Source organism: uncultured Amnibacterium sp., from assembly GCF_964244015.1.
In the GTDB taxonomy this organism is placed as follows: domain Bacteria; phylum Actinomycetota; class Actinomycetes; order Actinomycetales; family Microbacteriaceae; genus Amnibacterium.
The window spans coordinates 14,342-37,262 of the sequence record NZ_CAXTHO010000008.1 but is presented as its reverse complement, the minus strand read 5'-3'; the positions used below and the strand labels follow the sequence as shown (position 1 = coordinate 37,262).

Here is a 22,921-nt window from a genome sequence, read left to right as displayed (position 1 = left end):
GCCGGCGCGGGGGCCGAACCCCACGGGTCGTCGCCGTAGGCGCTCGCCGGGCCGAGATCGGCGGCGTCGGCGTCCTCCAGCAGCGCGGCGAGCCCGACGCGGGAGCGCATCGAGAACTCGTGGGCGCCGTCCGGCGCGGCGCGGTCGGGCACCTCGACGGTCACGTCGATGACGCGCCTGCCGAAGATGCCGGCGATCCCGCCGACGATGGTCTCCTCGGTGTCGAGGATGCGGGCCTCCGGACCGAACTCGGCCGCAACGCGTGCGGCGAGCCCGGTCAGGGTCGGCTTGTCAAGCCGAAATCGGATCGAGGGCACGAACCACTCCAACGGTCTCGATGGTGACGTCGACCGACGTCACCTCCTGGTAGGACAGGACGGGCAGGCCGTTCGTCTGCGGTGCGACGAGGCGGCGGACGGCGGGGCGCAGCGCCGGGGCGCAGACGAGCACGGGGGACCAGCCCCGCACCTCCGCGGTCTGCACGGCGGCGCGGAGGGATTCCACGATCCGGCCGATCATGTCGGGCGCGATCAGGATCTGGGTGCCGAGCTCGGAGGGACGCAGGTTCTCGAGCATCCCCTGCTCGAGCTGCGGGTCGATCATCACGACGCGCAGCGTGCGCTCGTCGAGGTGCGGCGCGACGAGCATCGGCCCGAGCGCGCCGCGCGCCGCCTCGATCAGCCCCTCCGGATCCGTGGACACCTTGGCCCGCAGGGACAGCGCCTCGTAGATACGGGGCAGGTCGTTGATCGGCACCCGCTCGGCGAGCAGGCCCTGCAGCACGCGATGCACCTCGGCGAGCGTCATCAGGCCCGGGATCAGCTCCTCCACGAGGGCGGGGCTGATCCGCTTGACCCCCTCCGTCAGCACCCGCACGTCCTCGCGGGACAGCAGCCGGCCCGCGTTGTCGGTGATGACGCTGGAGAGGTGGGTGACGAGCACGGACCCGCGGTCGATCACGGTCGCGTTCGTGGTCTCGGCCGCATGGCGCAGCTCGGCGGGGATCCACTTGCCGGCGAGTTGGAACACCGGCTCGATCGTCGGCGTGCCGGGCAGCGCGTCGAGGTGGTCGCCGAGCGCGAGCACCTTGCCGACGGGTGCGATGCCGCGGCCCATCTCGACCCCGGCGACGCGGATGACGTAGGTGGAGGGCGGCAGGTCGACGCTGTCGCGGGTGCGCACCGGCGGCACGACCACGCCGTACTCCATCGCGATGCGGCGGCGCAGCGCCTTCACGCGGGCCAGCAGGTCGTCGCTGACGCCCGAGACGAGGTCGACGAGGTCGGGTGCGAGCTGCACTTCCAGCGCGTGCACCCGCATCTGCTCCATCAGCTCCTCCGGGGTGTCGGAGGAGGGCGCCTGCTGCGAGGCGACCTCGGCGAGCGATGCCGCCTTCTCCTTCGCCTCCTCGGCCCTCCGGAGGCGGACCGAGGCGAAGATCAGCGTGCCCCCGACCAGGAAGAACGGGATCTTCGGCATGCCGGGGATCAGCGCCAGGAGGCAGGCGGCGACGCCCGCGATCATCAGCGCGAGCCGCGACTGCGTCAGCTGGGCGCCGGCGTCGGTGCCGAGGTCGCTGTCCGAGTTCGAGCGGGTCACGATCATGCCCGTGGAGACGGCCATCAGCAGCGCCGGGATCTGCGCGGTGAGGCCGTCGCCGATGGTCAGCAGCGTGTAGGTGTTGACCGCCTCCCCGATCTGCTGACCGTGCATGACGACGCCCATGATGATGCCGCCGAGGATGTTGACGAGCACGATCACGATGCCCGCGATCGCGTCGCCCTTGACGAACTTCGACGCACCGTCCATCGCGCCGTAGAAGTCCGCCTCCGCGCTGACCTCCCTGCGGCGGCTGCGCGCCTCCTCCTCGGTGATGAGGCCCGAGTTCAGGTCGGCGTCGATCGCCATCTGCTTGCCGGGCATCGCGTCGAGGGTGAAGCGCGCGCCGACCTCCGCGACGCGCTCGGCACCCTTCGTGACGACGACGAACTGGATGACCACCAGGATCACGAACACGACCGCGCCGATGACCATCGAGCCGCCGACCGCGACGGAGCCGAACGCGTGGATGACCGCGCCGGCCTCCCCCTCCCCCAGCACCAGACGGGTGGAGGCGACGTTGAGGCCGAGCCGGAACAGCGTCGCGATGAGCAGCAGGGAGGGGAAGACCGAGAAGTCGAGCGACCGCTTCGCGAACATCGTCGTCAGCAGGATCACCAGCGCGAACAGGATGTTCACGGTGATCAGCACGTCGAGCAGCCATGCCGGGATCGGCACGACGAGCAGCATGATGATCGCCACCACGCCGAGCGGCACCGCGATCGCCGAGGCGGTCCTGCCGATCTGGAGTCGACGCACGGAGTTCCGATCCGAATGGCTCGACACCGTGCGGCTCCGCCGCGGTCGTTCCGCTTCCACCGGCTCCGCCGGGTTGCTGTGCGCGCCCGGAGGCGCGACGTGAGGTTCATCATCCGGTCGAAGCCCGGGGTGCCACCGACGCGCCACGCTGATCACCCCCGCACGGGGGGCATCCCGTCGGGGCGGTGGCCTCCTCGGCCGGCAGGGGGTGGGGCGACGTCGTCGAGCTGCTCCGGATCGCTGCCGCGACCAGCGGCGCGAACCCGGAGCGCTTCGGGGTCAGCCGAGGTCGCTCGTGCCGAAGGTGTTGCAACGCGCCGGGTCGCCGGACTCGTAGCCGGTCGTGAACCACTGCGTGCGCTGTGCGGAGGTGCCGTGGGTGAAGGACTGCTCGTCGACCGTGCCGCTGCCGAGCTCCTTCTGGATGAAGTCGTCGCCGATGCGGCCCGCGGTGTCGAGCGCGCGATCGATGTCGTCCTGCGAGATCTGCTCGATGAGCGGCGCGCCGGAGTCGTCCGGAACGGTCGTCGCGTGGTTCGCCCACGTTCCCGCGTAGCAGTCGGCCTGCAGCTCGAGCCGCACGCTGCCGCTCGTCGGCCCCGCGTCGCCCTGCCGCACCTTCGCATTCGTGCCGAGCAGGTCCTGCACGTGGTGCCCGTACTCGTGCGCCAGCACGTAGGCGTCGACGAACAGGCCGCCCTCCGCACCGAACCGGGTGCGCAGCTCGTCGTAGAACGCGAGGTCGATGTAGACCTTCTCGTCGGCAGGGCAGTAGAAGGGACCGACCCCGCTGGTCGCCGCGCCGCAGCCGGTGTCCGTGCCGTCCGTGAAGAAGACGGTGTCGGAGGACGTGTAGCGCTTCCCGAGCCGGCCCGACCAGTAGGCCTGGATCGACTCGATGTCCGCGACCACGGCGCACTCCGTGCGCGTGTTCGCGTCCTCGCCCGTACGGCAGTCGGCCGCCAGCTCCTCGTTGCTCGCCGACTGGCCCTCGCCCAGGCCGTCGAGCAGCGGACCGAGCGCGTCGGCGGACGATCCTCCACCGCCCCCTCCCCCACCGAGCAGCTGGAGCAGGAGGACGACGACCACCCCCACGACGCCCAGCCCGCCGCCGCCGACCGCGAGCGTCCGGCCGCGCCCGCCCCCTCGGCGGTCCTCGACGTTCGACGTGTCGAGGCTCGCGTCCTCCCGGTAGCGCATGGGGCATGTTCTCCCATCCGCGGCTGGTGATGCCCCGAGGACCGTGCGTTCACCGTCGTGACGCCGGCCGCGTCCCGGCTCACGCGCGCGACGGCGACCGCGTGAACACCAGGTGCGCCCGGGAGTGGCCGGGGTTGTCGGGCTCGAGATCCGCTTCCGCCGCGAGCGTGAACCCCGCCCTCCGGAGCACGGCGGCCGAGGCGAAATTGCCTGCCTGCACCGGGACGACGATCGGGCTGGCGCCGATCGTCGCCACGGCCGCCTGGACGAGCGCGGTGCCGACCCCCTGACGTCGATGAGCCGGGGACCCGACGAGGTAGTCGAGGCTCCAGGCATCGTGCGGGATGGGGAGGAACGGCGTGAGCTCGGCGGTGTAGTCGGGCTCGTCCGCGAGGAGGTACCACTGCAGAAATCCGACGGGCACGCCGTCGTGCTCACCGATCCGGAGCGCCGTCGGCTCGCGCCCGTCGATCGCGGCACCGTACTGCTGCTCGAGCGCGACCGGATCGGGGTCGTCGTGCCACCACTCGTGCACGAGCGGCTCGCGGAGCCACTCCCCCAGCGTCCCGAAGTCGTCGCGACGCAGCGGTCGCAGCGTGACGCCCATCCGGCGACTCTGCCCGGAACGCACGTCGCGCGGTAGTCGTCACCATCGCGCGGTAGGCAGACCTACCGCGCAAGGGTGGGAGTACCGCGCGACGTGGTGGGAGTACCGCGCGACGTGGTGGGAGTACCGCGCGACGTGGTGCCTGGGCGGAGGGGGTCAGGAGGCGAGGCGGTGGACGCCCAGCGCGGCGCCGCGGCGCTTCAGCTGCATCACGAACGCGAGCACGCGGGCGACCGCGCCGAAGAGCTCCTCCGGGATCTCCTGGTTGATCTCGCACGCGGCGTACAGGGCGCGCGCGAGCGGGATGTCCTGCACCATCGGGATGCGGTGCTCGGCGGCCTTCTCGCGGATGCGCGCCGCGACCTCGCCCGCGCCCTTCGCGACGACGCGGGGAGCTGACTTGCCGGGCTCGTACTTCAGCGCGACGGCGACGTGGGTCGGGTTCAGCATCACGACGTCCGCGGCCGGGATCGCGGCCATCATGCGGTTCCGCGACATCTGCATCTGCCTGCTGCGCCGCTGGGCGCGGATGTGCGGATCACCCTCCGACGACTTCGACTCGTCCTTGATCTCCTGCTTCGTCATCATCGTGTGCTGCCGGTTCCGGCGGGTGACGACGAGCACGTCCAGCGCGCCGAGCACGATCCCGGCGACGATCGCGGACTGCAGGATGGCGACGATGACCCCGGAGGCGCTCGACACGACCGACGAGACCGGCAGGGCTCCTGAGGCGGCCAGCAGCGGGAGCGCGCCCTGGATCGCGATCCAGACCGCGACGCCGACGACACCGGTCTTCAGCAGCGCCTTCGCCCCCTCCCACAGCGCCTGCTTGCCGACCAGCCGCGCGGAGCCCTTGACCAGGTCGAACTGGTCGAAGTGGGGCTTGAACTTCTTCATGTGGATGCCGCCGGAGGCGAGCGAGCCGACGATCGCACCGATCGCGGCCGCGGCGAAGATCGGCCCGAGCACGCCGGGCAGCACCGCGAAGGAGCCGAGGAAGATCGCCTGCGCGCGCTCGGCGGTCGGATCCGCGATCACGGCCTGCATACCGAGCACGAGCGAGCGGACCGCGCTCGACCCGTTCCCGATGACGACCGGCAGCATCAGCGCGGCCGCGCCCATCGACAGCCAGCTCGGCATGTCGCGGGAGCGCTGGATGCGCCCCTCCCGGTACGACTCCTCGAGGCGCTTCGGGGTCGCCTGCTCGGTGCGTTCTCCGGACGGCTGATCGGGCATCAGGCACCCCCTCCCGGGAGCGGTCGTGGTCTCGAGACGGGCGCGGAGCGCCCTCCTCGACCAGCGTGGCGGTCGCACTTCCGCTGGTCGAGGAGGCCGCCCGCGGCCGTCTCGAGACCACCGTGCTCGATCACGTGATGGAGCCCATCGCCTGGAGGGCGTCCTGCAGCAGCGCCTCCACGATGCGCGGGAGCGCCAGGAAGATCGTGCCGCCGGCCAGCAGGGTGATCAGGATCTTCAGCACGAATCCCAGCGAGAACGCGTTCAGCGCGGGTGCGACCCGCGTGAGCACACCCAGCCCGACGTCGGCGAGGAACAGCACGACGACGATCGGCCCGGCGATCTGCACCGCGGCGACGAACATCTGCGCGACACCCGGCAGCAGGCGCTGCCCCGCGTCCTGGGCAAGGAAGCCGGTGACGGGGAGGGCGTCGAAGGTGCGGAACAGCCCCCCGAGCACGAGCTCCGCACCGCCGGAGACGAACAGCAGACCGAGCGCGATCATCTGCATCAGACGGGTCATCTGCGCCCCGTTGACCTTCATCAGCGGATCGAACGCCTGGCTCATCTGGAACCCGGCGAACAGGTCGATCAGGCTGCCGGCCGACTGCACGGCCGAGAACACCAGGAAGACCATGAACCCGAGCAGCGCGCCGATCACCAGCTGGCTGACGAGCGACACCACGAACGCGCCCGTGTCCATGGAGGCGGGCAGGCCCTTCGCCGCGGTCGGCGCCACGAGGATCGACAGCGCGATCGCGAGCATGCCCTTGATCCGCAGCGGCACGCCCGAGAACGAGAACGGGGGCGCGATCACGAGGAACGTCGTGATCCGCATCGCCGCGAGCATCGCCGCCTCGACGAACGTCTCGTTCAGCGCGACGGAGCCGAAGATCGTCACGACGCGTTCAGGTAGCTCGGGATCATGGCGAACAGCTGCTCGGTGAAGGTGACCGCCTCCGAGATCATCCAGTGCCCGCAGACGACGAGCGCGATGGCCACCGCGATGGCCTTCGGCACGAACGAGAGGGTCGCCTCCTGGATCTGCGTGATCGACTGGAACACGCTGATCGCGAAGCCGACGACGAGTGCGGTGACGAGCAGCGGCGCGGAGAGCTCCGCAGCGAGCAGGAGCGCCCGGATGGCGAGGTCGACGACCTGATTCTGATTCATGTGCCGAGCCCTAGGTGTTGTAGCTCTGCACGAGCGCGGTGATGATCAGGCTCCAGCCGTCCACCAGCACGAAGAGCAGGATCTTGAACGGCAGCGCGATCATCGTCGGCGGCAGCATCATCATGCCCATCGCCATCAGCCCGGAGGAGACGACGAGGTCGATGACGAGGAACGGCACGAAGATGACGAGCCCGATGATGAACGCGCTGCGCAGCTCGGAGAGCATGAACGCGGGCACGACCGTGAAGAACGGGGTGGCCGCCGCCGACGCCGGGTTCGGCTGCTTCGCCGCGCGGGTCATCAGCGCGATGTCGCTCTCGCGCGTGTGCTGCAGCATGAAGTGCTGCAGCGGCACGGCGGCGCGGGCGAGCGCGGTGTCGAACTCGATCTTCCCGTCGAGGAACGGGGTCAGCGCGTGCGTGTTCACGGTGTCGAGCACCGGCCACATGATGAACAGCGACAGGAACAGCGCCAGCCCCGCGAGCACCTGGTTCGGCGGGATGGTGTTCAGCCCGAGCGCGTTCCGCGTCATCGCGAGCACCACGAAGATCTTCGTGAACGACGTCATCATCAGCAGCAGCGCCGGCGCGACGGACAGCAGCGTGATCGCGATCAGCGTCGTGATGGAGGTGGAGGGCGCGCCGATGCTGATGTTCACGTCGCCGGACGGGCTCGGCGTCGGCTTCGCCACGGGCGCGATCGGGTCGGCGTGCGCGATGGCGGGCACGGCGACGACCAGCCACGCGACGGCGAGCAGCGCGAACGCGATCAGGACCAGGCGCGGCCAGTGGTCCCGCAGGAACCGGCCCGCGCGAGGAGCGCGACCCGGCAGGGCGACCGCGGTCACCGCAGCTTCTTCAGGGCGTCGAAGGTCTGCTTCCACGTCGACGGCGCGAGCAGCGATCCGGCCAGCGCGCCCTGCGCGGCCGGGCGCTGCTGGGTGTGGGCGACCTGCACGGCCGCGTGCTGCTCCGCCTCGCGGGCCGCGCGGCGGCTCGGGTACACCGGTGCGACGTGCCCGGTCGCCGGTCGCGTGGAGGAGACGAGGTCGCCGAGCCGGATCGCCTCCGTCCTCGCGCCGACGGACATCGCGGTCGCCGGCATGATCGAGATCGTCTGCGTGACCGGGCCGGAAGGATCGAGCGGGTCCGCGGCGCCGCGCACGACGATCGGCACGTCGGCCGTCGCGATGGTGACCGTCCGCAGCTCCTGCTCGAACCGCGCGGCCAGGATCGGCTGCGACGCGATCAGCGCGGGCTCGCCGGTCGGCGCCTCCGCTGCCCCCAGCGTGTCCAGCACGGTCACGCTGTGCTCGGTGACGCCGAGCAGATAGCGGCGGCCGCCGGCGTCCACGACGGCGATGCCGGCCTTCGCGCCGAGCGTCTGGCGCGCGACGACCGAGATCTGCCGGTTCCTCGGCGCCGAGCCCGGCCGCCCCTTCGTGATCCAGCGGTGCGCGAAGAGCAGCGCGCCGAACACCGCCCCGAGGGCGACGACGACCCGCAGCGCGAGGAAGACGGTGTCCAAGGGCGCTCAGATCTCGTCGACCGGGTCGAGGACCTCGGTCACACGGACCGCGAAGCGGCGGTCCACGACCACGATCTCCCCGTGCGCGATCATGCGCCCGTTCAGGAACACGTCGGCCTCGCTGCCGACGGCGCGGTCGAGCTCGATGACCGTGCCGGGCTGCGCGTCGAGCAGCTCCTGCACCGACACGGTCGCGCGGCCGATCTCGACGGCGAGCGTCATCTGCACCGTGCTGATGCGGCCGAGCTTGGAGGAGACGTCGCGGAACGCACGCGGCGGGGCCGGGGTGCGGAGCGCGACCGCGAACCAGCCGGCGACCCCCTCCTCCCCGATCAGGTCGAAGACGACCGCGTCCGCGGACTGGAACAGGCTCGCGGGCACGCCGTCGCCGACCTCGCCGAGCTGGCCGCCGCCGATGACGTCGGAGGCGAGTTCGAGGGCGGGGCGCAGCACGTCGCCGAGGCGGACGCGCGCGTCGCCGCCTCCTGCCGCGATCAGCTCCGTGCGGTCCAGCACGATCAGCGACAGGTCGGCCGACCGCGGGCCGACGTAGGTCGCCGAGACGCCGGTCTCCAGCGCATGCATCGGCACGAGATCCGATCCGTGCGGCTGCGCCATCAGCGCCGGCCCGGGGAGGGAGGACACGAGCGCCTGCGCGATCGCGAACTCGTCCGCACCGGTCGAGGTCCGGGAATCCATGGAGCGGGAATCGATGAAGGGCGTGCTCATGAGGGGCCTCCGGTCGACTCGACGACGACGCAGGCGAGTCGGTCGCCGTTGCCCCCGACCGCAGCACGCAGGACGGGGTTCCCGTCGAGCGTGATCACGAGGGGGCGATCCGCGGGGTGCGCGAGGGGGATGAGGTCGCCGGGCGCGAGATCGAGCACGGTGTCGGGGCCGACGCGGGTCGGCGCGAACCGCAGCGCGATCTCGACGGGCGCGAGCGCGAGGTGGCCGCTGATCCGCGTCGTCACCTCGTTCGCGTCCTGCCGGGGCGAGACGGCGCCGAGGCGCTCCAGCACGACGTCGACGTCGATGGCGAGCGCGAGCTGCCGGCGCTCACCCCTGCGGATGGTGCCGGCGACGACCACGACCGCCTGCGCGTCGCGATCGACGGAGGAGGGGGGCTCGGTGCCGAACGCCTCGAGCACCGGCTCGGGCATCAGGTCGTTCGTCGCGGGCCGCAGCTCGGCGAGGTGCTCGGTGGCGGCGGCACGGGCGAGTCCGCGCTCGACCGCGGTCAGCGGGCGGTCGACGCCCGCCTGGTCGCCCGACGCGCCGAGCATGCGGGCGGACCAGTAGCGCGCCTCGGCGAGCGGGATCCGGTAGACCACCCGTCCGCCGCCGAGCCGCGCGGTCGCCCAGAGCACCGGCCCGTCGGCGGAGGCGATGAACGCGCCGAAGGACTGCACGCGCGACGGGGCGGTGGAGACGTCGACCACCGCCCTGGTCTTGGCCGTGATCTGCAGACCGAGCTGTCGCCCCCACGCCTCCAGCGCAGCGTCGAGGCGATCGCGGTCGGTGCCGCTGATCAGCTCGGGGCTCTCGAAGTCGTACGGGAGCACCTCGAGGACCTCGCCCGGTGCGTGCACGCGGGCGCGGTACGGCGTCCGTTCCGTCACGCGTCGCAGTATTCAGGCGCGGCACCCGAACGGGGGCGCGCCACTCCGCGCAAGCGACGAGCCGTCGCCGGGCGCGCGTCAGTGTCCGGAGCTCGCCTGCGCCTCGGTCTTCGTGGCCGCCGCTTCCTTCTTCGTGGTGGTGGTCGTCTCCGCCGCGGTATCGGTGGTCGACGCGGCGGCGGGCGCCGACGCCGGCTGGACGGAGTGCAGCACGATGTCGACGCGGCGGTTGTGCTCGATCGCGGCCTGGCTGTCGCCGGGCTTCGCCTTCTGAGAGCCGAGGGAGACGAACGAGACGTCTGCCGGGTCGACCGCCCCGTCGTCGAGCAGGTACTGCCCGACGCTGTTCGCCCGCTGCGCGGCGAGCTGCCAGTCCGTGCCGAACTTGCCCGCCGAACCGCGCGGGTCGGCGTGACCCTCGATCGTGACGACGCCCGCGTGCTTCTTCAGCGTCGGCGACAGCTTCTGCAGGACCCGGATCGCCTGCGGCGACAGCTGTGCGTCGTTGCCGCCGAAGTACGTGCTGGAGCCCACGAGCGAGAGCGTGATCGCCTTGGAGCCGGCCTTGACCGTGACCTTGCCGGCGAGACCCTGGGCTTTCAGCTCGTCCGTGATCTCCTTCGCGGTCTGCATCAGGGCGATCGTGCTGTTGGAGAAGCCGGCGCCCTTCTTCGCGACGTCCTCCTTGCGGACGATGCCCTTGCTCTGGTCGACCTTCGTCGAGGATGAGGTGCCGAAACCGGAGGCGAGGGAGTTCTTCAGCTCGTCGTACTTCTTCTGGTTCACGGTCGACAGCGCGTAGAGCACGATGAAGAGCGCCATCAGCACGGTGATCATGTCCGCGTAGGACACCAGCCACCGTTCGTCGACGTGGTGCTCCTCCGCATGGCCCTTCCGGCGTCGGCCGGACATGCTAGGCCGCCGCCTCTGCCGCCTTCGGCGCCTTCGCGCCCTTCGCCGGGGCGCCCTTCGCGGCGGCCTTCGGCTGCTCGGACGCGGGCAGCATGGCGTAGAGCTTCTCGGACAGGGTGCGCGGCTGCGCACCGGACTGCACCGCGAGGACGCCTTCGGTGACCATCGTGAGGCGCTCGGAGAGCTGGTCGGTCATCTTGCCGATCCGGGATCCGATGGGCAGCCAGATGACGTTGGCCGTCAGCACCCCCCAGAGGGTGGCGACGAATGCGGAGGCGATCGACTCACCCAGGGTCGACGGCTTGTCGAGGTTCTCGAGCACGTGCGTCAGCGACACGACGGTGCCGAGGATGCCGATGGTCGGCGCGTAGCCGCCCATCGCGGCGAAGAACTTCGCGGCCGACCGGCCGGACTTCTCCATGGACGCCGCCTCGTCCTCCATCAGGATGCGCAGCTCGTCGGCGTCCATGCCGTCGGCGACGTTCTGCAGCGCCTTCTTGAGGAACGGGTCCTTGATGTCGGAGGCCTTCGCCTCCAGCGCGAGCAGGCCCTCCTTGCGGGCGACCTCGGCCAGCTCGACGAGCGACTCGACGTCCTTGCCCATCTTGGGCACCTTGTAGAGGAACGCCTTCGGGATCATCTTCAGCGAGCTGATCGTGTCCGCGAGCGTCGTCGACGCCATGGCGGCACCGATCGTGCCGCCGAACACCAGGATCATCGGCGCCGCGAGCAGCAGCGACTGGATGTGCGCGCCCTCCATCGTCGCCATGACGACGAGCGCGCCGATCGCGATGATGATGCCGGCGATGGTGGCCGGATCCATCAGCGGCCTCCCACGGGTCGGACCGAAGCCTTGGCGCCGTCGACCACGCCGAATCGGCGCGGCCCCCTCGACGACGCAGGGACGGCGGCAGGTGCGTCGAAGTGCATCGAGTGCGCGAGCGCGATCACGCGAGCGCGGTACTCCGCGATCTCGTCGATGACCTCGTCGATCGTCTCGGTCACGATGAACGTGGTTCCGTCGACGAGGACCACCGTGGTGTCGGGCTGCTCCTGGATCCGTTCGACCAGATCAGGGTTGACCGCGAAGGTGCTGCCGTTCAGGCGCGTCAACAGAATCATCGTTCTCTCCCCATCCGTGGGACCGGCATCGGGCTCCATCCGTGGAGCCCTCTCCCGCCGTCACAGCAGACAATCGGCATCCTGCGCCGGACCGTCAGGTCCTGTCTGGCCCCACTACAGGTGCGGGCCGTGTTCACGGATCAGGGGATGCGGACGGCGCTCGCGCGCCCGCATCCCCTGATCCGTGAACACCGCTGCACTAGCGCTTCAGCTGCGTCAGCTCCTGCAGGATCTCGTCCGAGGTCGTGATGATGCGGGCGTTCGCCTGGAAGCCGCGCTGCGCGACGATCAGGTTCGTGAACTCCTGGCTGAGGTCGACGTTCGACGCCTCCAGGGCGCCGGAGACGACCGAGCCGTAGCCGTCCGAGCCGGCGGTGCCGAGTCGGGCGGACCCGGAGTTCAGCGTCTCCACCAGCGTCGAGTTGCCTGCCTTCTCGAGGCCTTCCGGGTTCGTGAACGTGCCGATCGCGAGCCGCGCGATCGCCACGGTGGCGCCGTTGCTGAAGGTGCCGGACAGCGTGCCGTCGGCGCCCATCGCGACGGAGAGCAGCGTGCCCGCCGCGTTGCCGTCCTGCTTCGCGAACGAGGAGGTCGTGAGACCCGCGAATCCGCTCAAGCCGGACAGATCGACCGTGATGCCGTCGATCGTCGGCTTCAGGTTCGGTGTGGCGCTCGTGCCGACCGTCCCGGCGATGTTGCCCGTGCCGTCGGTCTGGATCGTGCCGGTGGTCGCGGTCGTCGTCGTGCCGTCCGTGATCGAGTAGTTCCACTTGCCCGCGGTATCGGCGGTCAGGTTCACCGTGAGCTGACGGGCTTTCCCGTCCGCCGAGTACACGGTGATGTCGCGCGCCAGCGTCGTCCCCACCACCGCGTCGGACGGCAGGTTCCCCTTCATGGTCGCGCTCGTCGTCGCGTTCGCGGGGGCGACCGTGCCGGAGGGCAGGGTCAGCACACTCGGCTTGCCACCCGTCGAGACGACGCCGTTGACCCCGTTCCAGCCCTGCACGAGTGCACCGTCGGCGGTCGAGAGGCGGCCCTGCGAGTCCCAGTGGAACGAGCCGTTGCGCGTGTACTGCGTCGTCGAGCCGGTCTGGGTGACGAAGTAGCCGTCGCCCGAGATCATCGCGTCGAGGTTGTTCCCCGTCGTGGTCTGCGAGCCCTCGGTCAGGTTGTTGGTGACCGCGGCGACTTTGACGCCGAGGCCCACCTGGTTCGGGTTGGTCCCCGCCTTGGCGCTCGTGGAGAGGCCCGCGGCCGAGACGATCTGCGACAGCGTGTCCTCGAACTGCACGCTCGACGACTTGAAGCCGGTCGTGTTCACGTTCGCGATGTTGTTGGACGTCACGTCGAGCATGGTCTGCTCGGCGCGGAGCCCTGAGATGCCGGAGTAGAGCGAGCGAAGCATTCGATTCCTGTTCGGTGTCGAACGGTCGGGGCCCGAGTGGGTCCGCCGTTGGTGTGGCCGTCCTGGCCGAAGGAGTCGCCGTCATGGCTGCCGCGCGCACGCGGCTTCAGGGGGATGGAGGGATCTAGGAGGGGGAGGGGGTCGTCGGGGTCGTCGCGGTCGTCACGCCGGTGACCGCGTCGAGACCGACGGTGCTCGATCCGACCGTGAGCTGCGGCTTGCCGGTGGTGGAGAACGTGATCGACGAGACCGTGCCGGACTTCGCGGCGCCGTCGGAGTCGGTCCAGCTGACGTTCCTGCCGAGCATCGCCGTGGCGGTCGACTGCATCTGCGCCTGGTTCGTGCTCGTCGTCGTGGCGTTCAGCGCCGTCATCTGCTCCATCGACGCGAGCTGGGCGGTCTGCGACACCATCTGCGAGCTGTCCATCGGCGAGCTCGGATCCTGGTTCGCGAGCTGCGTGACGAGGAGCTTCAGGAACAGCTGGCTGTTGTACTCCTGGTTCGCCTTCGGGGCCGTACCGGTGCCGTTCGAGTAGATCGACGTGGTCGCGGCGGCCGCGGACGTCGCATCGGTCGTGGTGGTCATCTGCGGTCCTTTCAGGCCAGCACGTCGAGCAGGGCGCTGCTCGAGGTGCGGGTGCGGAGTTCGGTCATGACGTCGTCGGCGCTCCGCCGGTCCGCCGTCCACTGCGATCGCTCGTCCCGGGGGGCGGACCCGCCCGAGCCGGAGCCGCCGGTGCCGGTGCCGACCCAGGTCTGCTGGCCGCGCGTGTCCTGCTGAGGCGCGTCGCCGGTGCCGAGCGACAGCGTGGTCGCCGCCCCCGCTCCCCCACCCGCGAGGTCGCGCCGCAGGTCGGTCATCATCGTCTGCAGGGCGTCGCGGGCACCGGAGGTGCTCGCGAACAGCTGCACGGACAGGTCGCCGTGCGAGACGGTCGCATGCACGGTCACCGGGCCGAGGTGCTCCGGGCTGACGCGGACGATCATCACGTGCTCGCCATCCGGGGCGGACCGCAGCGACAGGAGCGGTCCCTGCAGCTGCTGCGCGACGGACGGCTCGGTGGTGACGACGAGGGTCGGCGCGGCCGGAGGAGCCGACACGATCGCCGCGGGCTGCGCCGACGACTGGAGCGGCGCGAGGACGGGCTGCAGTGAGGTGTCCGCGGCTGCAGGTCGGTCCGCGATCGCCGGCCGTTCCGCGATCGGCGCGGCCGGCAGCGGCGATCCGGGGGCGGCGATCGCTCCTGGCGTCGCGGCGGTCGGGGTCGTGTCCGGGGTCGTCTCCGACGCAGTCCCGTCCGTGCGCGTGCCGGTAGGCGTCGACATGGCGCCGACCGCCGGCGTCGCCGCGGCGTCTGTCGGGACCGACGAGGCGGTCGGCGCCTGCTGCGCGACGGGAACGGGCACGGGCACGGGCACCGCGACGATCGGTACGGGGGGCGCCGCGACTGCTGCGGGCACCGCACCGACGGCCGACGGGGCGGTGGTCGCAGGGGCCTGCGCGTCGGGCTGCACGGCATCGGGCTTCGCGGCGTCGGCCTTGACGGGATCGCTCTTCTCCGCCTCGGTATCTGTCGCGCGCGAGTGGGTGGAGCGGACCGGCGGCGTGGTGCCGGCCGGCGCGGCACCCTGCTCGACGGGCTCGACCTCGGCGGTCACGGGCACAGTGGTCAAGGGCACTGTGGTCGCGGGAAGGGCAGTCGCGGGCGCGGGGCTCGCGGGCAGAGGGGTTGCGGGTACGGCCGGCGCGCTCGCGACCGCAGTCGGCGCGGGTGCGCCCGCCGCTGTGGGGACCGTCGTCGTCGGCCGCCCTGCAGCAGGCGTCAGCCCCGAAGCAGGCGGCAGCCCTGCAGCAGGCGGCAGCCCTGCAGCAGGCGTTTGGGCCACGGCGACACCGGCGGTCGGCGGCTCGCTCGGCACCGCTGCGGCGGCCGTTCCCGCCGTCGTCGCCGGGGTGCTGACCGCGGCGGTGCCGACCGCGGCGGCAGTCGCGGTCGCTGGCGCAGGGGTGGTCGCGGTCGTCGGCATGGCGGCAGCCGAGCCGACTGCACGACCGAGCATCGCGGCGAGTGCCGCGGCCGCACCGAGCAGCAGGCTCGGCGCAGGGGTGTCGGCCGGGGTCGCGGAAGGGTCGGCCGCAGTCGACGCGTCGCCCTGCGTGCCGGGCTGACCCCCTCCGGCGACGGCGGCGTCGAGCACGTCGCCGAACGCTCCGGCGGCTCCGGGGGCGCTCTTCGCGCCGGCGGTCCGCCCGATGGAGGCCGTGGTGTCGGCGGGGGCGATGGTGACGGCGTTCACGATGCGCTCGTTCCGAGGAGGGCGGCACGCGCGGCGACGATCTGCTGCGCGGAGGTGGAGGAGTTCGTCGACGGTGTGGTCGACGTGCCGGTCAGGCCGAACGACGCGAGCAGGCTGCTCAGCGAGGTGCCGCCGGACGACGAGTCCGACCCGGATGACGAGCCGGAGGCGCTGTAGAGGCCGACGTCCGAGCCGTAGGTGGTGAGCATGGCGGTCGCCTGCTGGATCGTCGCCGCGGACAGGCCGCTCGAGCTCGCGGTCCCGGCGGTCGACAGGGCGGCACCGGCCGCGGAGGTGGTCGGGTCGTCGCCGGTCGCGGGCACGACGCGGCGGATCGTGGTGATGTCCCGGTCGGTGAACCAGGCCTTCTGCACCGACACGGTGCGGCCCGGGTACGGCGCATGGATCACGGTGTCGTTGCCCATGTAGATCGCGATGTGGTCCCCGCCGTTCAGCACGATCAGGTCGCCCGGCTTCGCATCCTTCAGCGAGTCGACCTTCTGCCCGACCGTCTCCTGCTCGTGCACGAGGCGCGGCACCTCGACCCCGAGCGCGCCGAACGCGACCTGCACCAGGCCGGAGCAGTCGATGCCGCTCTTCGACTCGCCGCCGAGCACGTACGGCGTGCCCTGGTAGTCCAGCGCGGCGTCCACCACGTCGTTCCCGGTCGTGCCGTTCGGCGAGACCAGCGTCCCGTCGGTGGATGCGGCCGCTGAGACGGTCATGGCGCCGGAGGCGGTCGCGGCGCTGGAGGGCGTCGTACCGGTGGAGGCGGCCGACGGCACGGCCGCCGTGCTGTCGGCGGCGGACGTCGCGGTGTCCAGCGCGGTCGCGAACGATGTCGCCCGCGACGACGAGGCCGCCGTCGACGCGACGGTGCTCGACCGGGTCTGCAGGACACCCAGCATCGACTGGATGGCATGCATCTGGTTCACGACGTCCGCGTAGCTCATTCGGGCGCCTCCCGCAGCAGGCGGGCGCGGGCCCGTCCGGCGAGCTCGTCGAGGATCGTCTGCTCGGCGCGCACCTCGGCGACGCGCTCCTCGGCGTCGTGCTTCTCCTCGAGCTTCTCGACGGTGCGCACCTCACGCAGGGCCGCCCGGTGCTGCTCCTCCGCCTCCGCGACGAGACGCCGCTGCGTGATCGACAGCGCCTCGAGGTCGGCGAGCATCGTGGAGGTGGAGGCGCGCGCGGCGGAGAGCGCGTGGATCGCCCGCACGGTCCGCGCGTCGTGGGCGTGGTCGTCCAGCTGCTCGAGCAGCTGGTGCCGCTCGGCGGCGAGCTCGGACGCCCTCGAGCGGGCGCGCGTGATCTCGTACGCCGCGCGCTCCTCCTTCAGCCGTCGGATGCGCAGCAGCCCGGCGAGACCGAATGCCGCCATCAGTGCAGTCCCATCGCACTGACCAGCTGCACGAGACGCTGCCATGCATCGTCCGACGCCGTCACGTCCTCCATGTCCTGCTGCAGGAACGCGTCGATCTCGGCGGCGTGCGCCACCGCGGCGTCGACCTTCGGGTTCGAGCCCGCGGCGTACGCGCCGACGTCGAGCAGATCCTGCACGTTCCGCTTCGCGGCCAGCGCGCTGCGGAGCGCCGTCGCGACGGCGCGCTGCTCGCGGGACGTGACGCGGGAGGCGACGCGCGAGATCGAGCCGAGCACGTCGATGGAGGGGAAGTGCCCCGAGGTCGCGAGCTTGCGGTCGAGCACGACGTGGCCGTCGAGGATCGAGCGCGCGGTGTCGGCGATCGGCTCGTTGTGGTCGTCGCCGTCGACGAGCACCGTGTACACGCCGGTCACCGAGCCGACGGGACCGGTGCCGGCGCGCTCGAGCAGGCGGGCGAGCAGGCCGAAGGTGCTCGGCGGGTAGCCGCGGGTGGCGGGCGGTTCGCCGGCGGCGAGGCCGATCTCGCGCTGGGCCATGGCGACGCGGGTCAGCGAGTCCATCATCAGCAGCGCGTGCGCACCGGTGTCGCGGAACGACTCGGCGATCCGCGTCGCGGTGAACGCGGCGCGGGCGCGGGTCAGGGCCGGCTGGTCCGCGGTCGACACGATCACGACGGAGCGGGCCAGGCCCTCCTCCCCCAGGTCGTCCTCGAGGAACTCGCGCACCTCCCGGCCGCGCTCGCCGATCAGGGCGATCACGTTCACCTGCGCGTCGGTGCCGCGCGCGATCATCGACAGCAGGGACGACTTGCCGACGCCCGAGCCGGCGAACAGGCCGATGCGCTGGCCGCGGCCGACGGTCGTCAGGGTGTCGAGCACGCGCACGCCGAGGGCGACGGGCGTGTCGATGCGGGCGCGGTCCATCGCGGAGGGGGCCTCCGCGTCGACGGGGACGCGCACGTCGTACTGCAGCGGGCCCTTGCCGTCGATCGGCCGGCCGGTCGCGTCGAGCACGCGGCCGAGCAGGCCGTAGCCGGTCGGCACGGTCATGCGGCGGCCGGTCGCGCGGACGGGGGCGCCGACGCGCAGGGACTCGATGCGGTCGATCGGCATCAGGGTCAACCCGTCACCGGCGACCGCGACGACCTCGGCGCGGGCGCGCTGCTCGCCGATGTGGATGATCTCGCCGATCGACGCCTCGATCCCGCGCACGGTGATGCCGAGGCCGACGACGGAGACGACGGTCCCGAGCCGCTCGGGCTTCGCGGCCTCGCGCAGCCCCTCCAGCCGGGCTGCGGTGACGACGGCGCTCATTCGTCGCCGCCCACGAGGGCGCGGCGCACGCGCTCGACGGCGCTGGCGATGCTCGCGTCGACGACGCCGTCGGGCAGGTCGACCATCGCGTCGCCGCGCGCGACCCGGTGGTCGGCGATGACCTGCAGGCCGGGCTCGTCGGCGCCGACCATCGCGACCAGCTCGAGGTCGTCGGGGTGCATGCGCACGACACGGATCGGCGCGGGGCCGGCCGCATCGAGCGCGCGACGCAGGGCGGCGACCGCGGCGCCCTCGTGGTCCTCGGCGATCGCACGGCCGAGGATCATGCCGGCGATCTCGATGGCCGCGGAGAGCACGGCCTCCTCGGTGCCCTCGAGCGACGTCATCGTCTGCGCGTTCAGCTCCGCCGCCGCCTGGCGCACGGCGTCGAGCGCGGACCGGAGCCCGTCGATCTGCTCCCCGAGCGCACGGTCCGCCTCGGCACGCAGCTGGGCGCGATCCGTGGCGAGCGTCTCGGTCGCGGCTTTGCGGCCGGCCGCGTAGCCGGCGGCGTGGCCCTGCACGCGGGCGCGCTCCCGCACCTCCGGCGTCTCGTCCTTGACCAGCTCGGGATACGCGAGCGGGGTCATGCGCACGGCGACGGGTCGCGTGCGCATGTCCTCCTCGTACTCGTAGCCAGGGGTGACCCGCGGCTGTGTCTGAGCAGGCTCCCGCCGGCGGGCGGTGCCCATCTCGGGGAACGCGATGGGCGCGAATGAGGCGTTAGTCGACATACTCTTCCTCTTCTTCAGCGGCCTGCTCCACAGGGAGGTCCGTCTCGTCGGCCGTGCCCGGTTCGGGCGCCGTCGTCTTCATCTCGAGTCCCGCGGTGCCGGCCAGCTCGCGCACCGCGCGGACCAACAGGTTGCGGGCCTCGTCGACCTGGCTCTTCTTGACACGCCCGAGCTCGCCGGCTTCCTCGGCGAGGGCCTCGCGGTTGCGCTCGGACATGTTCGAGGTGATGGCCGTCGAGACCGAGGGGTCCGCGCCCTTGAGCGCGAGCGCGATGGTGCCGAGCTCGATGCCGCGCAGCAGCTGCTGCACGTCGCGGTCCTGCAGGCGCGCGATGTCGTCGAACGACAGCATCTTCGCCCGGACCTCGTCGGCGAGGTGGCCGTCGCGCTCGCGGATCCCGTCCATCAGCGCGCCCTCGTCCGCGGGGGCGGCGTGGTTCATGATGTCGACGAGCGGCTGCACGCGCAGCGGCGCGGGACCCTCCTGCTCGTCGTCGTCCTCCACGAACACCGTCTGCGAAGCGGCGACCTTCGCGCGGCCGCGGAGCACGCCGGCGACGATGCCGCCCGCCTCCGGCGCAGGCGAGTTCATCGTCGCGATCGACTGGGCGATGTCGACGCGGCGGTCGGGCTCGTGCAGCATCAGGATCTTCGCGGCCAGGTCCGGGCCGAGCTGCACGAGCACGAACGCGATCGTCTCGGCCGTGTCCGACTCGAGCAGCGTGACGATGCGCGGCGGCTCCATCTCCTCGAGGAACGCGAAGGAGGCGCTCGCCTCCGGCGCCGAGATGCGCTCGAGCAGATCCGCGGCCCGCTCGCCTTCGAACGACGCCTCGATCAGCTGGGTCGCGACATCACGACCGGTGCGCTCCTGGGGCGATTGCGTGCGCCCGGCGACCTCGCGGAACGCCTCGATCGCGGTCTCGGCGGCGGCCCCGGAGACGCTGCGCATCCGCGCCATCTCGGCGGTGATCTCCTCCTGCTCCTCGAGGCTGAACGAGCGCAGCACCGCCGCAGCGCGCTCGGTGCTCATGTTCATGAGCACGAGCGCGGCCTTCTGCGTCCCGGTCAGCTCGGGGACTGCCAGCGTGTCGAGCGTGTCGGCACTCATACGCCGGCCCGATCACCCATCAGGGCGCGGAGGTACTCGGCGGTCTGCTCGGGGTCGGAGCCGGCGAGCGCGTCGACGTCGGCCTGCATCTGCGCGAACTCGGGGTTGACCGGTGCGTTCAGCGCGACGGTGGGGGTGGTCCCCGGCATCGGCGCACCGAGCGCCCCGGCAGGCCCGTAGCCGCCGAGCTGCGCGGTCGGCGGGTAGCCGCCGTACATCGGGTCGCCGGGCATCGGCACGATGTTCATGGCGCCGGCGTCGAGCGCCGATCCCTCGGGACGCTTGAACAGCTTGCGCAGCAGACCGACGACCAGGACGAAGAGCACGAGGCCGCCGACGACCTTGATCGCCGTCGTGATCAGCTCCGTCATCTGCCCGGCGCTCTGCGCCTGCTGCGCCTGCGCGAGCGCCGCCGCCGCCGACTTGGCCGCAGTGGTCGAGAACGCGATCGACGTCACCGACACGTTGTCGCCGCGGGCCAAGTTCACACCGGCAGCGTCCGAGACCATCTGCTTCAGCTGCATCGTGGTGATCGTGGGGAGCAACTTGGAGTTCAGCGCGACGGCGATCGTCTGCCGGTTGAGCGTGCCCGGCACGATCGTCTGGTCGATCGTCGTCTTGTTGACCGCGTTGTCCTTCGCGGACTGGGTGACCGTTCCCGTGCCCGTACCAGTCCCGGACCCCGACGCCGAATTCGTACCGCTGGTCGGGGAGCTGGTCGTATCGGTACCGAGCACGCCGCTGGCGCCGGTCGAGGTGCCGGAGTTGCCGTTGCTCGTCGAGATCGAGGACTCGGACAGGGGGGCGTTGGCGTTCGAGTAGGTCTCGCTCGTCTTCTTGCCGCTCGAGCTCGACACGTCGGCGGCGACGGTCACGACCGCGTTGCCCGGGCCGAGGACCTTGTCGAGCATCGCCTGGACGTTGGCCCTCGTCGCCGCCTCGTAGGCTGCCGCCGCGCTGGAGCCGCTACCGGTCGTGCCGCTGCCGACCGAGGCGAGCGTGTCGCCCTTCTGGTCGACGATCGACACGTTGTCGGTCGTCAGCCCGGGGTAGGCGGCCGCGACGAGATGCCCGATCGCGTTCACCTGGTCGGTGGTGAGGGGCGTCGAAACGTTCACGAACACCATGGCCTTCGGCGACTCTTTGTTGTCCGTGAACACAGACTGCTGCGGGATCGCCAGCTGCACGACCGCGGAGGAGACACCGTTGATGCCCTCGATTGTCTTCGCCAGCTCGCCCTCGATGGCTCGCTTGTACGTGACGTTCTGCTGGAACTCGCTCGCGGTCACGCCCATGTTGTCGAGCAGCGAGTACCCGCCGGCGCCGGAGGAGAGCAGGCTGGCGGTCGCGAGCCGCTCCTGCGCGACGCTCGCCTCGGGCACGAAGATCGTGGTGCCGTCGCTCGACAGGGTGAAGGGAACCTTGTCCTTGGCGAGCTGGGCGGTGACGCCCGACGCCTCCGACGCGGAGATGCCGGAGTACAGCAACTGGTAGGCCGGCTTCGTGAGCTGGCTCGCGAGCGCGATGCCGCCGAGCACGAGCACGGCGACGCCGATGAGCGCGATGGTCCGCTGCGCGACGGTGAACTGCTTGATCGTGTCGAGGGCGCGGACTCCAGCCCCGTTGAGCCGCTTCATGCCTGCATGTTCATGATCGAGTTGAACGCCTCGACGCCCTTGTTGCGCACGGCGGAGACGAGCTCCATCGTGACCTGCGCACGGGTGGCCGCGAGGGTCGCCTGGTGGATGTCGGTCAGGTCACCGGTCACGGCTTTGACCGCGAGCGTGTTCGCGGTGCTCTGGAGACCGGACAGGTTGTCCACGACCCCGCCGAGCATCGAGCTGAAGCTCGAGCCGGAGGTGCCGTCCGTGCCGCCGAGCTGCGTGGCGCTCGTCCCGGTGATACCGGTGGTGCCGCCGAGGCCGGTGAGGCTGTTGATGCCCGAGAGCTGGGAGATGGAGGAGGTCATCAGCTTCTGCCGATCTGCAGCGCGGCTTCGTAGCTCGTCTTCGCGCGGTCGACGACCGCGGCGTTCGCCTGGTAGCCGCGCTGCGCCATGATCAGCGTCGACATCTGCTCACCGAGGTCGATGTCGGGCATGCGGACGTAGCCGTCCGTGCTCGCGACCGCGTTCGTGGGGTCGTAGACGAGCCTGCCCGCGGCGCTGCCGTGGACGACCTTGTCGACCTGGACGCCCTGGTTGTTCTCCACCGCGGAGACCTGCAGGTACTCGGCCTGGAAGGCGCTGCCCGAGGACGCCTTCGCGGTGTTGACGTTCGCGATGTTGTTCGAAATCGCGTTGAGCCATGCCTGGTGGGCGTTGAGCGCCGTGCCGGCGATCTCGATCGCGTCCATCAGGAGGTCCTGAGCGCGGACTCGGTGGCGGAGAAGTCCATGCCCACCGCGCGGGTGGCGAACTGGTAGCGCAGCACCGACTCGACGTTGTTCAGCGTCTCGGAGTCGAGGCTGACGTTGTTGCCGTTCTGCTGCGTGGGCGCCTCGGACGTGGTCGTCGTGGCGACGGCGGTGCCGTTGCCGTTCTGCACGGAGGCGGCGAGCGCGTTCTCGAACGAGACGATCTTCGCGTGGTAGTTCGGCGTGTTCACGTTCGCGATGTTCTGCGCGATCGTGCGCTGCCGCAGCGCGAGGCCGTCCATCGCGCTGGCGAGCGCGTTCGTGGTGACCGAATCGAACACGGAGAAGTCCGTCCTTGACTGAAGAAGGATGGGCGGCCGATCCGTGGCCTGGTCTGAACGAGCGATCCGTGCTCGATTCCTGAAACTATGCGTAACCGTCGACCGGAGAGCGAAGCAACGCACCCCCCGTTGAGGGGCATGTCGCCCCCCGTCCGGGCCGACCGAGCTACGAGCGCGTCCGCACGCACGACTTTTCATCTTTCAGGAGTTTTGGCTGCGGCGA

At 71.3% G+C, this 22,921-nt stretch carries 27 protein-coding genes; 1 reads left to right on the top strand and 26 read right to left on the bottom strand.

The window, feature by feature from the left end; translation table 11 throughout:
* The 18 genes from ACFE67_RS02070 to ACFE67_RS01985 form a co-directional block, all read right to left on the bottom strand.
* A partial coding sequence (locus tag ACFE67_RS02070; RefSeq protein WP_375405210.1) for a hypothetical protein occupies nucleotides 1–317 on the bottom strand: 317 nt, incomplete at its 3' end.
* A complete protein-coding gene (locus ACFE67_RS02065; protein ID WP_375405217.1) occupies nucleotides 292–2,289 on the bottom strand; it encodes a flagellar biosynthesis protein FlhA in 1,998 nt (665 codons plus the stop codon). The genes ACFE67_RS02065 and ACFE67_RS02070, both read right to left, overlap by 26 nt.
* Nucleotides 2,290–2,637: 348 nt before the next feature.
* Nucleotides 2,638–3,558, bottom strand: a complete 921-nt coding sequence (locus ACFE67_RS02060) for a neutral zinc metallopeptidase (RefSeq protein WP_375405209.1) — start codon at nucleotides 3,556–3,558, stop codon at nucleotides 2,638–2,640.
* Between the two features lie 79 nt (nucleotides 3,559–3,637).
* Nucleotides 3,638–4,165, bottom strand: coding sequence for a GNAT family N-acetyltransferase (locus ACFE67_RS02055; protein ID WP_375405208.1), 528 nt, complete (start codon nucleotides 4,163–4,165; stop codon nucleotides 3,638–3,640).
* A gap of 156 nt (nucleotides 4,166–4,321) precedes the next feature.
* Nucleotides 4,322–5,401 carry a flagellar biosynthesis protein FlhB gene (locus ACFE67_RS02050; protein WP_375405207.1) on the bottom strand — a complete coding sequence of 360 codons (1,080 nt, stop codon included), beginning with the start codon at nucleotides 5,399–5,401 and terminating at the stop codon, nucleotides 4,322–4,324.
* A 130-nt stretch (nucleotides 5,402–5,531) separates the two neighbouring features.
* Entirely contained in the window at nucleotides 5,532–6,302 is a 771-nt protein-coding gene (locus tag ACFE67_RS02045) for a flagellar biosynthetic protein FliR (protein ID WP_375405206.1), read from the bottom strand.
* Entirely contained in the window at nucleotides 6,299–6,574 is a 276-nt protein-coding gene (gene fliQ / locus ACFE67_RS02040; RefSeq protein ID WP_375405205.1) for a flagellar biosynthesis protein FliQ, read from the bottom strand. The genes ACFE67_RS02045 and fliQ overlap by 4 nt, the downstream gene beginning before the upstream one ends.
* 10 nt (nucleotides 6,575–6,584) lie before the next feature.
* Nucleotides 6,585–7,406: a flagellar type III secretion system pore protein FliP gene (gene fliP, locus ACFE67_RS02035; protein WP_375405216.1), complete on the bottom strand. Its 822-nt coding sequence runs from the start codon at nucleotides 7,404–7,406 to the stop codon at nucleotides 6,585–6,587.
* A gap of 11 nt (nucleotides 7,407–7,417) precedes the next feature.
* Nucleotides 7,418–8,101 (bottom strand): flagellar biosynthetic protein FliO, encoded by a 684-nt coding sequence (fliO, locus tag ACFE67_RS02030; RefSeq protein ID WP_375405204.1) that lies wholly within the window; start codon nucleotides 8,099–8,101, stop codon nucleotides 7,418–7,420.
* A gap of 6 nt (nucleotides 8,102–8,107) precedes the next feature.
* Nucleotides 8,108–8,830, bottom strand: a complete 723-nt coding sequence (locus ACFE67_RS02025) for a FliM/FliN family flagellar motor switch protein (protein WP_375405203.1) — start codon at nucleotides 8,828–8,830, stop codon at nucleotides 8,108–8,110.
* Nucleotides 8,827–9,723: a FliM/FliN family flagellar motor switch protein gene (locus tag ACFE67_RS02020; RefSeq protein ID WP_375405202.1), complete on the bottom strand. Its 897-nt coding sequence runs from the start codon at nucleotides 9,721–9,723 to the stop codon at nucleotides 8,827–8,829. The genes ACFE67_RS02025 and ACFE67_RS02020 overlap by 4 nt, the downstream gene beginning before the upstream one ends.
* A 78-nt stretch (nucleotides 9,724–9,801) precedes the next feature.
* Nucleotides 9,802–10,635 carry a flagellar motor protein MotB gene (locus tag ACFE67_RS02015; RefSeq protein WP_375405201.1) on the bottom strand — a complete coding sequence of 278 codons (834 nt, stop codon included), beginning with the start codon at nucleotides 10,633–10,635 and terminating at the stop codon, nucleotides 9,802–9,804.
* A gap of 1 nt (nucleotide 10,636) precedes the next feature.
* Nucleotides 10,637–11,458 (bottom strand): motility protein A, encoded by an 822-nt coding sequence (locus ACFE67_RS02010; RefSeq protein WP_375405200.1) that lies wholly within the window; start codon nucleotides 11,456–11,458, stop codon nucleotides 10,637–10,639.
* A complete protein-coding gene (locus ACFE67_RS02005) occupies nucleotides 11,458–11,757 on the bottom strand; it encodes a flagellar FlbD family protein (protein ID WP_375405199.1) in 300 nt (99 codons plus the stop codon). The genes ACFE67_RS02010 and ACFE67_RS02005 overlap by 1 nt, the downstream gene beginning before the upstream one ends.
* Nucleotides 11,758–11,956: 199 nt before the next feature.
* Complete coding sequence (locus ACFE67_RS02000) at nucleotides 11,957–13,162, bottom strand: flagellar hook protein FlgE (protein ID WP_375405198.1); 1,206 nt, start codon at nucleotides 13,160–13,162, stop codon at nucleotides 11,957–11,959.
* A 124-nt stretch (nucleotides 13,163–13,286) separates the two neighbouring features.
* Nucleotides 13,287–13,748 carry a flagellar hook capping FlgD N-terminal domain-containing protein gene (locus ACFE67_RS01995; RefSeq protein WP_375405197.1) on the bottom strand — a complete coding sequence of 154 codons (462 nt, stop codon included), beginning with the start codon at nucleotides 13,746–13,748 and terminating at the stop codon, nucleotides 13,287–13,289.
* An 11-nt stretch (nucleotides 13,749–13,759) separates the two neighbouring features.
* The gene (locus tag ACFE67_RS01990) at nucleotides 13,760–15,460 is read right to left on the bottom strand and encodes a flagellar hook-length control protein FliK (protein WP_375405196.1); all 1,701 of its coding nucleotides are present in this window, start codon (nucleotides 15,458–15,460) and stop codon (nucleotides 13,760–13,762) included.
* The gene (locus ACFE67_RS01985) at nucleotides 15,457–16,185 is read right to left on the bottom strand and encodes a C40 family peptidase (RefSeq protein WP_375405195.1); all 729 of its coding nucleotides are present in this window, start codon (nucleotides 16,183–16,185) and stop codon (nucleotides 15,457–15,459) included. The genes ACFE67_RS01990 and ACFE67_RS01985 overlap by 4 nt, the downstream gene beginning before the upstream one ends.
* Here ACFE67_RS01985 and ACFE67_RS01980 point away from each other — a divergent pair.
* Nucleotides 16,160–16,408, top strand: a complete 249-nt coding sequence (locus ACFE67_RS01980; RefSeq protein ID WP_375405194.1) for a hypothetical protein — start codon at nucleotides 16,160–16,162, stop codon at nucleotides 16,406–16,408. The two genes, ACFE67_RS01985 and ACFE67_RS01980, sit on opposite strands and share 26 nt — an antisense overlap.
* A gap of 1 nt (nucleotide 16,409) precedes the next feature.
* Here the strand turns inward: ACFE67_RS01980 and ACFE67_RS01975 are convergent, their stop codons facing one another.
* The 8 genes from ACFE67_RS01975 to ACFE67_RS01940 form a co-directional block, all read right to left on the bottom strand.
* Nucleotides 16,410–16,841 carry a flagellar FliJ family protein gene (locus ACFE67_RS01975; RefSeq protein WP_375405193.1) on the bottom strand — a complete coding sequence of 144 codons (432 nt, stop codon included), beginning with the start codon at nucleotides 16,839–16,841 and terminating at the stop codon, nucleotides 16,410–16,412.
* Entirely contained in the window at nucleotides 16,841–18,157 is a 1,317-nt protein-coding gene (locus ACFE67_RS01970) for a FliI/YscN family ATPase (protein WP_375405192.1), read from the bottom strand. Before ACFE67_RS01970 ends, ACFE67_RS01975 begins: the two co-directional genes overlap by 1 nt.
* On the bottom strand, nucleotides 18,154–18,774 hold the full coding sequence (locus tag ACFE67_RS01965) for a FliH/SctL family protein (protein ID WP_375405191.1): 621 nt from the start codon (nucleotides 18,772–18,774) through the stop codon (nucleotides 18,154–18,156). Before ACFE67_RS01965 ends, ACFE67_RS01970 begins: the two co-directional genes overlap by 4 nt.
* A 106-nt stretch (nucleotides 18,775–18,880) precedes the next feature.
* On the bottom strand, nucleotides 18,881–20,002 hold the full coding sequence (locus ACFE67_RS01960; RefSeq protein ID WP_375405190.1) for a flagellar motor switch protein FliG: 1,122 nt from the start codon (nucleotides 20,000–20,002) through the stop codon (nucleotides 18,881–18,883).
* The gene (gene fliF, locus ACFE67_RS01955) at nucleotides 19,999–21,639 is read right to left on the bottom strand and encodes a flagellar basal-body MS-ring/collar protein FliF (RefSeq protein WP_375405189.1); all 1,641 of its coding nucleotides are present in this window, start codon (nucleotides 21,637–21,639) and stop codon (nucleotides 19,999–20,001) included. The genes ACFE67_RS01960 and fliF overlap by 4 nt, the downstream gene beginning before the upstream one ends.
* Nucleotides 21,636–21,971 (bottom strand): flagellar hook-basal body complex protein FliE, encoded by a 336-nt coding sequence (fliE, locus tag ACFE67_RS01950; protein WP_375405188.1) that lies wholly within the window; start codon nucleotides 21,969–21,971, stop codon nucleotides 21,636–21,638. The genes fliF and fliE overlap by 4 nt, the downstream gene beginning before the upstream one ends.
* Nucleotides 21,971–22,357, bottom strand: a complete 387-nt coding sequence (locus ACFE67_RS01945) for a flagellar basal body rod protein FlgC (RefSeq protein ID WP_375405187.1) — start codon at nucleotides 22,355–22,357, stop codon at nucleotides 21,971–21,973. Before ACFE67_RS01945 ends, fliE begins: the two co-directional genes overlap by 1 nt.
* On the bottom strand, nucleotides 22,357–22,698 hold the full coding sequence (locus ACFE67_RS01940; protein WP_375405186.1) for a flagellar basal body rod protein FlgB: 342 nt from the start codon (nucleotides 22,696–22,698) through the stop codon (nucleotides 22,357–22,359). The genes ACFE67_RS01945 and ACFE67_RS01940 overlap by 1 nt, the downstream gene beginning before the upstream one ends.
* Nucleotides 22,699–22,921: the final 223 nt, after the last annotated feature.

Bases quoted from the DNA above. Each gene is read 5' to 3' on its own strand.
- ACFE67_RS02065 (WP_375405217.1), bottom strand. From the start codon at position 2,289: ATGCTGCTCGTCGTGCCGATCCCGGCATGGCTGCTCGACGTGCTGATC.
- ACFE67_RS02060 (WP_375405209.1), bottom strand. From the start codon at position 3,558: ATGCGCTACCGGGAGGACGCGAGCCTCGACACGTCGAACGTCGAGGAC.
- ACFE67_RS02055 (WP_375405208.1), bottom strand. From the start codon at position 4,165: ATGGGCGTCACGCTGCGACCGCTGCGTCGCGACGACTTCGGGACGCTG.
- ACFE67_RS02050 (WP_375405207.1), bottom strand. From the start codon at position 5,401: ATGCCCGATCAGCCGTCCGGAGAACGCACCGAGCAGGCGACCCCGAAG.
- fliQ (WP_375405205.1), bottom strand. From the start codon at position 6,574: ATGAATCAGAATCAGGTCGTCGACCTCGCCATCCGGGCGCTCCTGCTC.
- ACFE67_RS02025 (WP_375405203.1), bottom strand. From the start codon at position 8,830: ATGAGCACGCCCTTCATCGATTCCCGCTCCATGGATTCCCGGACCTCG.
- ACFE67_RS02015 (WP_375405201.1), bottom strand. From the start codon at position 10,635: ATGTCCGGCCGACGCCGGAAGGGCCATGCGGAGGAGCACCACGTCGAC.
- ACFE67_RS02010 (WP_375405200.1), bottom strand. From the start codon at position 11,458: ATGGATCCGGCCACCATCGCCGGCATCATCATCGCGATCGGCGCGCTC.
- ACFE67_RS02005 (WP_375405199.1), bottom strand. From the start codon at position 11,757: ATGATTCTGTTGACGCGCCTGAACGGCAGCACCTTCGCGGTCAACCCT.
- ACFE67_RS02000 (WP_375405198.1), bottom strand. From the start codon at position 13,162: ATGCTTCGCTCGCTCTACTCCGGCATCTCAGGGCTCCGCGCCGAGCAG.
- ACFE67_RS01995 (WP_375405197.1), bottom strand. From the start codon at position 13,748: ATGACCACCACGACCGATGCGACGTCCGCGGCCGCCGCGACCACGTCG.
- ACFE67_RS01985 (WP_375405195.1), bottom strand. From the start codon at position 16,185: ATGACCGTCTCAGCGGCCGCATCCACCGACGGGACGCTGGTCTCGCCG.
- ACFE67_RS01975 (WP_375405193.1), bottom strand. From the start codon at position 16,841: ATGGCGGCATTCGGTCTCGCCGGGCTGCTGCGCATCCGACGGCTGAAG.
- ACFE67_RS01970 (WP_375405192.1), bottom strand. From the start codon at position 18,157: ATGAGCGCCGTCGTCACCGCAGCCCGGCTGGAGGGGCTGCGCGAGGCC.
- ACFE67_RS01965 (WP_375405191.1), bottom strand. From the start codon at position 18,774: ATGCGCACGCGACCCGTCGCCGTGCGCATGACCCCGCTCGCGTATCCC.
- ACFE67_RS01960 (WP_375405190.1), bottom strand. From the start codon at position 20,002: ATGAGTGCCGACACGCTCGACACGCTGGCAGTCCCCGAGCTGACCGGG.
- fliF (WP_375405189.1), bottom strand. From the start codon at position 21,639: ATGAAGCGGCTCAACGGGGCTGGAGTCCGCGCCCTCGACACGATCAAG.
- fliE (WP_375405188.1), bottom strand. From the start codon at position 21,971: ATGACCTCCTCCATCTCCCAGCTCTCGGGCATCAACAGCCTCACCGGC.
- ACFE67_RS01945 (WP_375405187.1), bottom strand. From the start codon at position 22,357: ATGGACGCGATCGAGATCGCCGGCACGGCGCTCAACGCCCACCAGGCA.